The 12,880-nt window shown below is 71.3% G+C and carries 10 protein-coding genes; 3 read left to right on the top strand and 7 right to left on the bottom strand.

Annotated features, from left to right (window positions below):
* Positions 1–54: 54 nt before the first annotated feature.
* The 3 genes from groL to ALI22I_RS36450 all read right to left on the bottom strand — a co-directional run bounded on the left by groL (position 55) and on the right by ALI22I_RS36450 (position 2,843).
* Positions 55–1,680, bottom strand: a complete 1,626-nt coding sequence (gene groL, locus ALI22I_RS36440) for a chaperonin GroEL (RefSeq protein ID WP_077010054.1) — start codon at positions 1,678–1,680, stop codon at positions 55–57.
* A gap of 81 nt (positions 1,681–1,761) precedes the next feature.
* On the bottom strand, positions 1,762–2,055 hold the full coding sequence (gene groES / locus ALI22I_RS36445; RefSeq protein WP_077010188.1) for a co-chaperone GroES: 294 nt from the start codon (positions 2,053–2,055) through the stop codon (positions 1,762–1,764).
* A gap of 146 nt (positions 2,056–2,201) precedes the next feature.
* Positions 2,202–2,843, bottom strand: a complete 642-nt coding sequence (locus ALI22I_RS36450) for a hypothetical protein (RefSeq protein ID WP_077010055.1) — start codon at positions 2,841–2,843, stop codon at positions 2,202–2,204.
* A gap of 432 nt (positions 2,844–3,275) precedes the next feature.
* Between ALI22I_RS36450 and ALI22I_RS36455 the strand changes: the two genes are divergently transcribed.
* Complete coding sequence (locus ALI22I_RS36455) at positions 3,276–4,781, top strand: alkaline phosphatase D family protein (RefSeq protein ID WP_077010056.1); 1,506 nt, start codon at positions 3,276–3,278, stop codon at positions 4,779–4,781.
* Here ALI22I_RS36455 and ALI22I_RS36460 read toward each other — a convergent pair whose 3' ends face one another.
* Entirely contained in the window at positions 4,782–5,642 is an 861-nt protein-coding gene (locus tag ALI22I_RS36460; protein WP_077010057.1) for an NAD(P)-dependent oxidoreductase, read from the bottom strand. It abuts the gene before it with no gap.
* Positions 5,643–5,791: 149 nt separating this feature from the next.
* Between ALI22I_RS36460 and ALI22I_RS36465 the strand changes: the two genes are divergently transcribed.
* Positions 5,792–8,818 (top strand): BTAD domain-containing putative transcriptional regulator, encoded by a 3,027-nt coding sequence (locus ALI22I_RS36465; RefSeq protein ID WP_077010058.1) that lies wholly within the window; start codon positions 5,792–5,794, stop codon positions 8,816–8,818.
* A 245-nt stretch (positions 8,819–9,063) separates the two neighbouring features.
* On the opposite strand, the gene tsaD is transcribed toward ALI22I_RS36465, so the two are convergent.
* Genes tsaD through tsaB form a run of 3 tightly spaced genes read right to left on the bottom strand, consistent with a single transcriptional unit; the run spans position 9,064 to position 11,238 of the window.
* Positions 9,064–10,116, bottom strand: coding sequence for a tRNA (adenosine(37)-N6)-threonylcarbamoyltransferase complex transferase subunit TsaD (gene tsaD, locus ALI22I_RS36470; protein ID WP_077010059.1), 1,053 nt, complete (start codon positions 10,114–10,116; stop codon positions 9,064–9,066).
* The gene (gene rimI, locus ALI22I_RS36475; RefSeq protein ID WP_077010060.1) at positions 10,109–10,567 is read right to left on the bottom strand and encodes a ribosomal protein S18-alanine N-acetyltransferase; all 459 of its coding nucleotides are present in this window, start codon (positions 10,565–10,567) and stop codon (positions 10,109–10,111) included. The genes tsaD and rimI overlap by 8 nt, the downstream gene beginning before the upstream one ends.
* Positions 10,564–11,238, bottom strand: coding sequence for a tRNA (adenosine(37)-N6)-threonylcarbamoyltransferase complex dimerization subunit type 1 TsaB (gene tsaB / locus ALI22I_RS36480; protein WP_077010061.1), 675 nt, complete (start codon positions 11,236–11,238; stop codon positions 10,564–10,566). Before tsaB ends, rimI begins: the two co-directional genes overlap by 4 nt.
* A gap of 389 nt (positions 11,239–11,627) precedes the next feature.
* Between tsaB and ALI22I_RS36485 the strand changes: the two genes are divergently transcribed.
* Positions 11,628–12,860 carry a carboxyl transferase domain-containing protein gene (locus tag ALI22I_RS36485; RefSeq protein WP_077010062.1) on the top strand — a complete coding sequence of 411 codons (1,233 nt, stop codon included), beginning with the start codon at positions 11,628–11,630 and terminating at the stop codon, positions 12,858–12,860.
* Positions 12,861–12,880: the final 20 nt, after the last annotated feature.

Genomic DNA, 12,880 nt, shown 5'->3' on the forward strand with positions numbered 1-12,880 from the left:
CGACACCCCGTGGGTGCCGCCCCTCCCGTTCGCTACTGAGTACGACCAGCCGGGTCAGTGGCCGTGACCGTGGCCGTGACCGCCCGCGCCGGAGCCGGCGGGCTCCTCTTCCTTCTTCTCCACGATGGCGCTCTCCGTGGTGAGCACCATGCGGGCGATGGAAGCGGCGTTGGTGACCGCGGAACGGGTCACCTTCACCGGGTCGATGATCCCGGCTTCCAGCAGGTCGCCGTAGACCAGGGTGGCGGCGTTGAGGCCGAAGCCCCACTCCTGCTCGCGCACCTTGTTCACCACGACCGCGCCTTCGAGGCCCGCGTTCGCCGCGATCCAGAACAGCGCCGAGCCCAGGGCCTCGCGGACGATCGCGACACCGGTCGCCTCGTCACCGGACAGGCCGAGGCCGCCGTCGAGCACCTTGGCCGCGTGCACCAGGGCCGAGCCGCCGCCGGGGACGATGCCCTCCTCGACCGCTGCCTTCGTCGCGTTCACCGCGTCCTCGATGCGGTGCTTGCGCTCCTTCAGCTCGGTCTCGGTGGCCGCGCCGACCTTGATCACCGCGATGCCGCCGGACAGCTTGGCCAGCCGCTCCTGCAGCTTCTCGCGGTCCCAGTCGGAGTCGGTGGACTCGATCTCGCGGCGCAGCTGCTCCGCGCGACCGGCCACGTCGGCCTTGGTGCCGCCGCCGTCGACGATGGTCGTGTTGTCCTTCGACACGACGACCCGACGGGCGGAACCCAGCACGTCGAGGTTGGCCTCGGACAGCTTGAGGCCGACCTCGGCCGCGATGACCTGGGCGCCGGTGACGACCGCGAGGTCGTCCAGGAACGCCTTGCGGCGGTCGCCGAAGTACGGCGCCTTGACCGCGACCACGCGCAGCGTCTTGCGCAGGGCGTTGACCACCAGGGTGGACAGCGCCTCGCCCTCGACGTCCTCGGCGATGATGACCAGCGGCTTGCCGCTCTCGGCCACCTTCTCCAGGATCGGCAGCAGGTCGGCCAGGGCCGAGATCTTCTCCCGGTGCAGCAGGATGCGGGCGTCCTCGAACACCGTCTCCTGGGCCTCCAGGTCGGTCGCGAAGTGCGCCGACACGTAGCCCTTGTCGAACTGCACGCCCTCGGTGATCTGCAGCTCGGTGGCCATCGAGGAGGACTCCTCGACGGTGATCACACCGTCCTCGCCGACCTTCTCGATGGCTTCGCCGAGCAGGGCGCCGATGGACTCGTCACGGGACGAGACGGTGCCGACCTGGGCGATGTTGTCGCGCCCCTTGACCGGGGTGGCCTTGGCCTTGAGGGCGTCCACGACGGCCTCGGCGGCGGCCTGGATGCCGATGCCGAGCGACATCGGGTTCGCACCCGCGGCGACGTTGCGCAGACCGACCTTGACCATGGCCTGGGCCAGGACGGTCGCGGTCGTCGTGCCGTCACCGGCCACGTCGTTGGTCTTGGTGGCGACGCTCTTGGCGAGCTGGGCGCCGAGGTTCTCGAACGCGTCTTCCAGCTCGATCTCACGGGCGATGGTCACACCGTCGTTGGTGACGGTGGGGCCGCCGAACTTCTTGTCGAGCACGACGTGCCGGCCGCGCGGACCGAGGGTCACCTTGACCGTGTCCGCGAGCTTGTTCACACCGCGCTCAAGAGCCCGACGAGCGTCCTCGTCGAAGCTGATCTGCTTGGGCATACTTAGCCTCTCTTGATGCGAAACGCCCCGGGAAGCCCCGGTGATGGGGTTCGCCGGGGCGCCTTGCGTGTCAGCCGAGCGTCAGTTGATGACGGCCAGCACGTCGCGGGCGGAGAGGATGAGGTACTCCTCGCCGTTGTACTTGACCTCGGTGCCGCCGTACTTGGAGTAGATGACGACATCGCCGACAGCCACGTCCAGGGGGACGCGGTTGCCCTTGTCGTCGATCCGGCCGGGGCCGACCGCGAGGACCTTGCCCTCCTGGGGCTTCTCCTTCGCGGTGTCCGGGATCACGAGGCCGGAAGCGGTCGTGGTCTCGGCCTCACTGGCCTGGACGACGATCTTGTCCTCGAGCGGCTTGATGTTCACGCTCACCGGGCTGACCTCCACGGTCGTCGAAAGCGTTGGCAGGTTGCGTTTACGGCTCCTGCCACCCCGCCGTCGCGGGGGTCGGGGCGGTTGCTGGTGCCGTGCATCTAGCACTCTACCCATGCGAGTGCCAACGCTTCAACGAGCCCCCGTCACTCCTTCCGGGCACTTAGTTCGGCGACACCCTTCAGGTCGGCGTTGAACTGGGCGAAACCTCGCCGCAACGCCTCCGACGCGCCCCTCGTCGCCACCTCGCGGGCCTTCTCGTCGAACTCGATCTTCTCCTCCGGGTACGGGAACGACCCGCGCAGCGCGACCAGCGCGCCGCCGATGGCGATGTCGGCCAGCGGTTCGAGGTCCAGCCACGGGATCGGCGGGTTGTCCGGCTTGCCCGCCGGCGGGCCCCACGGGTCCAGCCACGCCGCAGGCACACGGCCCCAGGCGACGATCTCGGGCGAGAGCTGGCCGGTGCCGTCGGTGGCGTTCGGGTACTCGGGTGAGCCGTCCCGGCAGACGCCGGCCAGGCTGGACGGGACCCGCGTCTCCCCCTCGTGCGGGTGGTCGGGGAAGACGTCGATCCGGCCCAGCCGGCCGCACATCACCGGGTGCGGGTAGCGGGCTTCTTTGAGGATGTTGGCGTAGGTGCTGTAGAGCTTGAGGTCGAGCAGCTGCGGCACGTCGTCGCTCTGGTCGCTGAACTGCGAGCCGGCGTCGTGGCCGATCCGGTTGGAGTCGTTGCGGCGGGCACTGCTCATGCCGACCTCGTTCGCGCCGAAGTCGGTCCAGTGGCGCATGTTGCGGACCCGGTCGACCGAGCCGCACAGGGCGATGCCGAGGGAGCCGTGGTCGCCGGTGGCGAAGATGCCGCCGCCGCGGTTGGCGTGCGCGGTCAGGGCGTTGAGCTCGGCGTCGCCGAGGCGGCCGGCCGGGAACCGGGCGGGGGTTGCCGGCGCGGTTCGGGTAGCCGCCGCCGTGGAAGTCGGTCTCGACGCCGAACAGCCACACCTCGTCGTACGTGGTGGAGGTGAAGTGGTTCGGGTCGTCGAACGTGAAGCCCTTGATGCTGCGGGCGATGCCCGGCGCGCCCTGCATGACGCCGGCGTCGGTCGCGGCGGGGCGGAGGTGGGCGACGGTGATCTCGAACCGCACGTAGCTGCGGAGTGGTGGATGCCTCCCGTAATACCGGTGTTCACCCGTTCGCCACCCAGGTCGATCACGGTGAGCGCATGACCACGGTGACCCGACGTTCCCTGCTCATCGGCGGTGTGGCCCTCGCGACCGCGGGGGCGGGCTTCCCCAAGCTCGAAGATCCCTTCACGTTGGGTGTCGCTTCCGGCGACCCCCGTCCCGACGGCGTCGTGCTGTGGACGCGCCTCGCACCCCGACCGCTCGACGAGGACGGCTTGGGCGGTATGCCCGACCGGGTCGTCCCGGTGCACTGGGAGTTGGCCGAGGACGAGCGCTTCCAGCGGGTGGTGCGGCGGGGCGTGCAGCCGGCCCGGCCGGAGTCCGGGCACAGCGTGCACGTGGAGCCGTTCGGCCTGCGGCCCGGCCGCGAGTACTACTACCGGTTCCAGGTGGACGGCCACCTCTCCCCCGTCGGCCGCACCCGGACCACGCCCGAGCCGTGGGTGCTCGGGCAGGACCTGACCATGTGCTTCGCGTCGTGCGCGCACTTCGGCGAGGGCTACTTCACCGCGTACCGGCGGCTGGCCGAGGATCACCCGGACGTGGTCCTCCACCTGGGCGACTACCAGTACGAGTACGCGGCCAAGGCGGCGGACGTGCGGACGGTGCTCGGGCCGGAGACGCGGACGTTGGCCGACTACCGGCTGCGGCACGCGCAGTACAAGACGGATGCCGACCTGCAACTCGCGCACGCCGTCGCGCCGTGGCTGGTGGTGTGGGACGACCACGAGATCGAGAACAACTGGGCGGACGACGTGCCGGAGCAGCCCGATCCGGCTTTCCCGGCGCGGCGGGCGGCGGCGTTCCAGGCCTACTACGAGAACATGCCGTTGCGGCGCGGGGCTCGGCCCAACGGTGTCGACATGCAGCTCTACCGCCGGCTCGGGTGGGGCGGGCTGGTGAACTTCCACATGCTCGACACCCGGCAGTACCGGGACGACCAGGCGTGCGGCGACGGGTGGAAGACCTGCGCGGACGCCGGCCTGCCGGGTCGTTCGATCACCGGCGCGGCGCAGGAGGAGTGGCTGCTCGACGGGTTCCGGCGGTCGCGGTCGCGGTGGGACGTGCTGGGGCAGCAGGTGTTCTTCGCCGAGCGCGACCGCAAGGACGGGCCGGAGAAGGAGACGTCCATGGACTCGTGGGACGGCTACTTGGCGTCACGCGATCGAGTGACACGCGGTTGGGTGGACGCGGGGGTGCGCAACGCGGTCGTGCTGACCGGTGACGTGCACGCGCACTACGCGGCGGACGTGAAGCTGGACTGGAACGACCCGGCGTCGCGGACGGTCGGGACCGAGCTGGTGTGCTCGTCGGTGACGTCCGGTGGGGACGGCAACGACACGGTCGACCAGGTGCAGCTGCGGAACAACCCGCACATCAAGCTGCACAGCCGGCGGCGCGGGTACGTGCGGACCCGGTTCACCGCGCGGGAGATGCGGGCGGATTTCCGCACGCTGCCGTACGTGCGGACGGCCGGGGCTGAGGCCACGACGTTGAAGTCGTTCGTGGTCGAGGACCGCAACCCCGGCTTGAACCCGGTGTGATCAGCCGCGCATGACGTTGATCAGGGCGGTCCAGCTGTCCTTGCCGTGACCCGCCGCGATGGCGCGGTCGTAGAGCGACTGGACCGCCGCCGGCAACGCGGAGTCGATACCGGCCGCCTCGCTCGTGCCCGTGATGTGCGACGCCGAGGCACCCATCATCAGGACGTTGGCGCCGTCGCCAGGGTGCTCGTCGTTGTCGATGGCCTGCACGGTGTGGTCCATGTACATCGCCAGCGAGGCGGAGATGTCCGCCGCGTACGGCGCGAACCGCTTCGCCGACACGCCCGCCGAGCCGACGAGCGCGAAGCCGTGCAGGAGGCCGGCCAGCGAGCTGAGGAAGATCGAGAGTTGGGCCTGGTAGTGCAGCTGGGCCAGGGTGTGGTCCTCGCCGAGGTAGTCGGGTCGGCCGATCAGGGCGAGGGTGTCGACGTGCCGGTCGAAGACCTCGCGCGGACCGCTGTAGAACACGTACGCGCTCTCGGTGCCGACCAGGTCCGCGGGCACCATCACGCCGCCGACCAGCAGTTCGGCGCCCCGTTCGGCCAGCCAGGCCGCGGCCTTGAGGGTCTTGTCCGGGGTGTCGGAGCTGAGGTTGACGATCACGCGGCCGGCCAGGTCGGCGCCGTCGAGGATGTCGTACATCGCGGCGTAGTCGGTGAGGCTGAGGATGACCAGCCGGTTCGCGGCGACGGCGTCGGCCGCGGTGGCGGCGCGGGTGGCGCCTTGGGCGACGACACCGTCGGCGCGGCTCGCGGTGCGGTTCCAGACCGTGGTCGGGTGCCCGGCGTCGAGGAACCGGGTGACCATGGCCTGGCCCATCGGTCCGAGGCCGATCAGGGTCAACGGGGTCTTGTCGGTCATGCGTTCTGAACTCCTTCAGTCGACTTCTTGCTGTCACTGCCACCGTGGCTGGAGCCGCGCACGGTTCGCTGGGGGTTCGCTGCGGGTTGGGATCGGGGCGCGGCGGGCAGGGGTGGGGGCTGGTCGGCGGTGGCGGTTACGGTCCGGGCGTGAGATTCGGGGTGTTGGGGCCGCTCGGGGTGTGGACGGCGGGCGGTCAGGTGGTTCGGGTGCCGGAGGTGAAGGTTCGGCTGTTGTTGGCGGATCTGCTGGCGCACGAAGGGCGGCCGGTGTCGGCGGATCGGTTGGCGTTCGACCTTTGGGGTGATGAGCCGCCCGGCAACCCGGTGAACACGCTTCAGACCAAGGTCTCGCAGCTGCGGCGTGCGTTGGAGGCGGCCGAGCCGGGTGGGCGTGAGCTGGTCGCGCACGGCCCCGCCGGGTATGCGGTCCGGGTGGACTCGTCCTCTTTGGATGTCCTGCGGTTCCGGGAACTGGTGGCCGCCGGGCGGTTCGCCGAGGCGTTGGCGTTGTGGCGGGGTGAGCCGCTGAACGAGTTCGCCGACGCGCCGTTCGTCGCACCGGTGGCCGCCCGCTGGACCGAGGAACGGCTGGCCGCGCTGGAGGAGTTCGCCGAGGCCGGCCCCGTCGAAGCCGTCGACCTGGCCGACGAAGTCGCACGTCACCCGATGCGCGAACGTTTGCGCGGACTGCACATGCGGGCCCTCTACCGGGCTGGACGGCAGGTCGAGGCGTTAGCCGGTTATCGCGAACTGCGCACGCTGCTCGATGAGCAAGGGCTGGAGCCCGGCCCGGAACTCGTCGCCCTGCACCGGGCGATCCTCAACCACGACCCGGCACTCGGCCCCGTCTCCCGACCGGACACCAACCTGCCCGCGTCGGTGACCGACCTGGTCGGTCGGGACGACGCGCTCGACGACCTGCGCCACCTGCTCGGACGCTCCCGGCTGGTGACGCTCACCGGACCCGGCGGGGTCGGCAAGACGAGCCTGGCCGTGGAGGTCGCGCGGCGGGTGTCGGTCGCGCACGGGGTGTGGTTGGTCGAGTTGGCGGGTGTCGGGCGGGCCGAGCAGGTGGTGAACGCGGTGGCCGACGTGCTCGCCGTGCGTGACGCGCCGGGCGGCTTCACCCGCGACGAGTCCGGCGACCTGGCCGGCCGGGTCGTGGAGGCGTTGCGTCCCCGTGAGGTGCTGCTCGTGCTGGACAACTGCGAACGGCTGGTCGAACCCGTCGCCGCAATGGTGTCCCGGCTGTTGCGCGCCGCGCCGGCTCTGCGCGTGCTCGCCACGAGCCAGGAACCGCTCGGGCTGGCGTTCGAGACGGTGTGGGCCGTGCCGCCGCTGGACGTGGACGGCGCCGTCACGTTGTTCGCAGCGCGCGCTGCCGCCGCCGCGCCCGGTTTCACGCTGACGTCGGAGAACGCGTCGGTGGTCGAAGCGATCTGCCGACGGCTCGACGGCTTGCCGTTGGCGTTGGAACTGGCCGCTACGCGCGTTCGGGGCCTGGGCGTGACCGCTTTGCTGGATCGGCTGGACGACCGGTTCCGGTTGCTGGCCACCGGGCACCGGGACGCACCGGCTCGCCAGCGCACGCTGCGCGCGATGATCGACTGGAGTTGGGATCTGCTCGGTGACGCGGAGCGGATCGTGCTGCGACGGCTGTCCGCGCACGTGGACGGGTGCGCGTTGGATGCTGCCGAGGCGGTGTGTGCGGGTGGTGGTGTGGCGGCCGAGGATGTGCTGGACGTGCTGACCAGCCTGGTCAACCGCTCGTTGGTGGTCGCGCCGGAGCACACCGGCGAGCCGCGGTTCCGGTTGTTGGAGTCGGTCGCCGACTACGGTCGGGAACGGCTGCGCGAGGCCGGGGAGTTCGAGGACGTGCGGCGGCGGCACGCGGCGTTCTACCTGGGGTTGGCGGAACGGGCCGATCCGGAGTTGCGTGCCGCGCGGCAGTTGGAGTGGCTGCGGCGGCTGGACGCCGACACCGCGAACCTCCGGGCCGCGCACGACGTGTTGGACCCGGCCGGCGCGGCCCGGCTGGTCATGGCGTTGACCTGGTACTGGTTCCTGCGCGGACGGCTGCGGGAAGGGCGGCGGCTGATGACCGCCACCGATCCGGTGACGGCCGCGTGGCGGACCGGGTTCGACGTGCTGCTGGGTGAGCCGGTCGATCCGGCCGCTGTGTCCGGTACGTCGGATATCGCCGATCGTCTACAGCAGGCGCGGGCTCGGTGGTTCCTGGGTTATGTGGTGTCCACGGTCGGCGATATGCCGACCGGCGAGAAGCTGACCGAGCAGGCGCTGGAGGCGTTCGAGGAGCTGGGCGACGAGTGCGGCGTGGCCGCCGCGCACAGCGATCGGGTGAGCCAGGCATTGGCGCGCGGCCGGGTCGACGAGGCTCAGGCGTCGGCCGAACTGAGTGCCGCATTGTTCGCCTCATTGGGTGAACGCTGGGGGCAGCTGAAGGCGTCGTTCGGGCTCGGCGTGCTCGCGCAGTTGTCCGGTGACAACGTGCGGGCGGAGGCCGTGCACCGGGAGGGTCTGCGGGTGGCCGAGGAGCTGCGGTCGTGGCCGGAGGTGTCGTACAAGCTGTCCTGGCTGGGGCGGGTAGCGCTGTCGAACGGTGACTACGCGAAGGCGCGTGAGCTGCACGAACAGGCTCGTCGTGCGGCGGCCGAGCACGGTTTCTCGCCCGGTGAGGTGTACGCGGAGACCGGGTTGGCGCTCGGCGCGCGGCGGGAAGGGCGGCTGGACGCGGCCGAGGCGCACTGGAACCGGGTGTGGGCGTGGCACGGTCGGGTCGGGTTCGAGGCGGGCGCGACGCTGGTGCTGGCCGAGTTGGGGTTCGTGGCCGAGTTGCGCGGTGACGTGGAGCGGGCGTTGGAGTTGCAGTCGGAGGGGTTGGCGCTGGCCCGACAGGTGGGTGATCCGCGGGCGGTCGCGTTGGGGTTGGAGGGGATGGCGGGCGCGAAGGCGTTGGCCGGTGACGCGGCCGAGGCGGCCCGACTGCTGGGCGCGGCGACCGCGGCACGTGCGTCCGTGGGCGTGCCGCTGCCGCCTGGGGAACGCGGCGACGTGGACCGAATCACCGCCGCCGCCCGTGACGCGCTGGGCGCCGACAGCTTCGCGGCAGCGTTCAACGCCGGTCACACCGAAGGCCTAGACGTACAGGCCTAACCACACCGGCCTGTCCCGAACGTTCAACTCACCCGTTCCCAACGTTGGACACGCGCGTTCCCAACGTTGGACACGCGCGAGAGTCGTACGTTCGCGTCGCGAGAGTCGAACGCTCAGGTAGGCCGAGTTCAACGCTCAGGTCGGGTGACGGTGTCCTGAGTGTTGAACACAGGGGTCCCGACGGTTCGACTCTCGCGGTCTGAGGGTTCGACTCTCGCGACCTGGAAGTTCGACTCTCGGGGGGGTTAGAGGATCTGGATGGTGCCTACGGGGAGGCCGGGGGTGGTGGAGAGGTCCAGGGAGGAGGGTTTGGCGTTCGCGGCTACTAGGTGGGCGCCTAGGGCGGCGATCATGGCGCCGTTGTCGGTGCAGAGGCGGGGGCGGGGGACGCGGAGTTCGATGCCTGCTTCGGCGCAGCGTTCGGCGGCCAGGCCGGAGAGGCGTGAGTTGGCTGCCACGCCGCCGGAGATGACCAGGGTGTCGATGGCCAGGTCCTTGCAGGCGCGGATCGCCTTGGCGGTCAGCACGTCGGCCACGGCCTCCTGGAACGACGCGGCGACGTCGGCCAGCGGGATCTCCTCGCCGGCACGTTCCTGCTTCTCCACCCACCGGGCCACCGAGGTCTTCAGGCCGGAGAACGAGAAGTCGTACTTGGAGTCGCGCGGCCCGGTCAGACCGCGCGGGAACGCGATCGCGCAGCCGTTGCCCTGCTTGGCGAGCTTGTCGATGGGCGGCCCGCCCGGGTAGGGCAGGTCGAGCAGCCGGGCGACCTTGTCGTACGCCTCGCCCGCCGCGTCGTCCACAGTGGACCCGATCTCGGTGATCCGCTCGGCCAGGCCCTCCACCAGCAGCAACTGGGAGTGACCGCCGGACACCAGCAGCGCCAGGCACCGCTTCGGCAGCGGGCCGTGCTGGAGGGTGTCCGCGGCGACGTGACCGGCGAGGTGGTTGACGCCGTAGAGCGGCTTGTCCAACGCCGCCGCGTACGCCTTGGCCGCCGACACGCCGACCAGCAGCGCGCCCGCGAGCCCCGGACCGGCGGTGACCGCGATGGAGTGCACGTCCCGCAGCGTGATCCCGGCCTGCTCCACCGCGCGGCGCATGGTCGGGACCATCGCCTCCAGGTGGGCGCGCGACGCGACCTCGGGGACCACGCCGCCGAACCGGGCGTGCTCCTCGACGCTGGACGCGACCTCGTCGGCGAGCAGTTCCATCGACCCGTCCGGGCCGAGCCGGACGATGCCGACACCGGTCTCGTCGCACGAGCTCTCGATACCGAGGATGAGCCGGTCAGTCACGGTTCGCGGGCCTTCCCATCGTGTACGCGTCGGCGCCCGACGGCTGGTAGTAACGGCGGCGCAGGCCCAGGTGCTCGAAGCCGTGCGCCAGGTAGAGGTTGATCGCGGGCACGTTGTCCGTGCGGACCTCCAGGAACACCGGCAGCTCGGCCTCGTCGGCCTTCGCCAGCAGGGTCCGCAGCAGGGTCTTGCCCACACCGCTGCCCTGGTAGCCCTTGGTCACGGCGATCGTGTGCACGCTGGACTCGAAGTCCGTCAGGCCGAGGCCCGCGTACCCGATGAGGACGCCGCCGTCGTAGGCGCCGACGTAGAAGTTGCCGTTGGCGAGTTCGCTGCGGAACGCGTCCTCGCTCCACGGGTCGTCACCGGGGAACAGCTCGTGCTCGATCTCCGCGCACCGCGGCACGTCCTCGTGGCGCAGCGGAGCGATCGTGACGGTGCCGGCGCTCACGCCTTCGTCACCCGCTTCCGGCCGACCGGCTCGACCGCGTCGGGTCGGCGCAGGTAGAGCGGGGTGAGGGCGGCCGGGCGGGCGCCCGCGAGCAGTTCGTCGGCGGCGGCCGCGACCAGGGACACCGGCGACGGGTAGCGCGCCTGCACCACCGGCAGGTTCAGCACGTCGGCGTAGATCTCGGCGCCCTCACCGGCCGCATCCGCCACGGCGGGCAGCTTGGCGACCAGGTCGGCGGGCCGGTCCACGTGCGGGCCGTCCGTGCGCCGGCCGGCCGCGTCGTAGACCGCCCAGTACACCTCTTTGCGGCGCGCGTCGGTGGCCACGAGCAGCGGTTTGCCGGTGGCGGCGTCCAGCGCGATGGCGTCCGGGGTCGGCACCGGGTAGACCGGCCGGTTGAGGGCCTGGCCGAGGGCGGCGGCGGTGACCAGGCCGACGCGCAGGCCGGTGAACGGCCCCGGACCCGAACCGCAGACGATGGCGTCGAGGTCGGCGAGCGTGTGCCCGGCCTCGGCCAGCGCCTCCTGGGCGTGCGGGGTCAGCAGCTCACCGTGCGCCTTCGAGTTCACCGTCACCCGCTGGGCGAGCAGGCGCGGCGGCGAATCGGGCGTCAGTTCCACGACACCGGCCGTGACGGCGGGGGTCGCGGTGTCCAAGGCGAGCACCAGCACAACAGGTAAGAGTACGGGTGGCTCAAGCCACACTGGACTTGACGTCCGTGTTGGATTGCGCCGCCTCCGGCGTCGCGGGCTCGGTCGCCTGGAAGTCGGTCGTTCGCGCCACATTTTCCGACGATCGAAAAGCGTGATCGCCGGAAAATGAGTCACGAACGACCGACGCGACCTCGCGCTGTGGTCCGGTCAGGTCGGTGAGGGCGTCCCCGGCGGGGCGGCGGGCGGCGGGCGGCGGGCGGCGGGGCGAAGATCCACCTGGGGCGTGGCTCGAACCACACTGGTGATGCGCTTGGCGGCGGGGCCGGTCACTGTAAGGGGATGCTGCTGTCAGGGCCGGCCATGTCGTCGACGAAGATCGCCCTGCGGTTCCCCGGGCGGGAGCTGCGATGAATCCGTTGGGTCCGAATCCGCTGGGGTGGCCGGGGTACGAGGCGCAGTTGGCCCGGGCGCGGGAACGGTCCGGTGGGGCCGAATCGGTCTCGTGGCGGCGGCACCGGCACGCCGTGGTGATCACGTTCGACTTCCGGTTCCTCGGTGGTTCGGTCGGCACGGCGACCGGCGCGGTGATCGAAGAGGCGTTCACCGAGGCTCGGGCCACACACCTGCCGGTGGTGTCGATGATCGCGACCGGTGGCAGTCGGATGCAGGAGGGCATGCTGTCGTTGCGGCAGCTCCAGCGGGTGGCGTGGCTGTGCGCGATGCACCGGGAAGCCGGGTTGCCGCACGTGTCCGTGCTGTGCGATCCGACGACCGGCGGCCTGTGGGCGTCGCTGGGCGCGGGTGCGGACGTGGTGGTCGGGGTGGCCGGTGCGCAGGTCGGGTTCGCGGGCAGCAGGGTGCGGCCGGACGACGGCCCCGCGTACACCGCTGAAGGCCAGTTCGCGGCAGGGACGGTGGACGTGGTGGTGTCGCGGGACGAGGTCGACTCGACCGTGAGGCGGATTCTCGGCGTGCTGACCCGTGGTGACGCGGTGCCGGCCGAGGTGCCGCGCGCTCTGGGTGCTCAAGAGCTGCCCGAGAACGGGTGGAGCGCGGTGTTGCGGGCGCGCGCTGCGGAACGTCCCCGTGCCGGCGCCTACCTGGACGACTACTTCGACGACCGGGTTCCGATCAGCGGTGACCGTGCGGGCGGGGTCGATCCGGGGATGCTGTGCGGCATCGGGTCGCGGGGTGGGCGGGCCATCGCGTTCGCCGCGCAGACCGGCACCGCCACCACCCCGGCCGGGTTCCGCACCGCGTCCCGCCTGATCCGGCTGGCCGAGCGGTTCGCGCTGCCGGTGCTGACCCTGGTGGACACGCCGGGTGCGGCCAACGACGCGGCGGCCGAACGGGCGGGTGTCGGCGCGGCCATCGCGGAACTGTTCGCCACCGTCGCCGAAGCCCGCGTGCCGATCACCACCCTGGTCGTCGGGGAGGGCGGGTCCGGTGGCGCGTTGGCGCTGTCGTCGCCGGAGCACACGTGGATCACGCCGGACGCCTACTTCTCGGTGATCGCGCCGGAACTGGCGGCGGCGATCCTCAAGCGCGACGACGTGCCACGACTCGCCGACGACCTGCGGCTGCGCCCCCAGGACCTGGTGGAACTGGGCGTCGTGCGCGGGATCTCGGACCACCGGTAGCTTCCTCAACCACAGCGCGA

This window comes from Saccharothrix sp. ALI-22-I (assembly GCF_001984175.1).
GTDB lineage: Bacteria > Actinomycetota > Actinomycetes > Mycobacteriales > Pseudonocardiaceae > Actinosynnema.

Bases quoted from the DNA above. Each gene is read 5' to 3' on its own strand.
- groL (WP_077010054.1), bottom strand. From the start codon at position 1,680: ATGCCCAAGCAGATCAGCTTCGACGAGGACGCTCGTCGGGCTCTTGAG.
- ALI22I_RS36450 (WP_077010055.1), bottom strand. From the start codon at position 2,843: ATGCGCCACTGGACCGACTTCGGCGCGAACGAGGTCGGCATGAGCAGT.
- ALI22I_RS36455 (WP_077010056.1), top strand. From the start codon at position 3,276: ATGACCACGGTGACCCGACGTTCCCTGCTCATCGGCGGTGTGGCCCTC.
- ALI22I_RS36460 (WP_077010057.1), bottom strand. From the start codon at position 5,642: ATGACCGACAAGACCCCGTTGACCCTGATCGGCCTCGGACCGATGGGC.
- ALI22I_RS36485 (WP_077010062.1), top strand. From the start codon at position 11,628: ATGAATCCGTTGGGTCCGAATCCGCTGGGGTGGCCGGGGTACGAGGCG.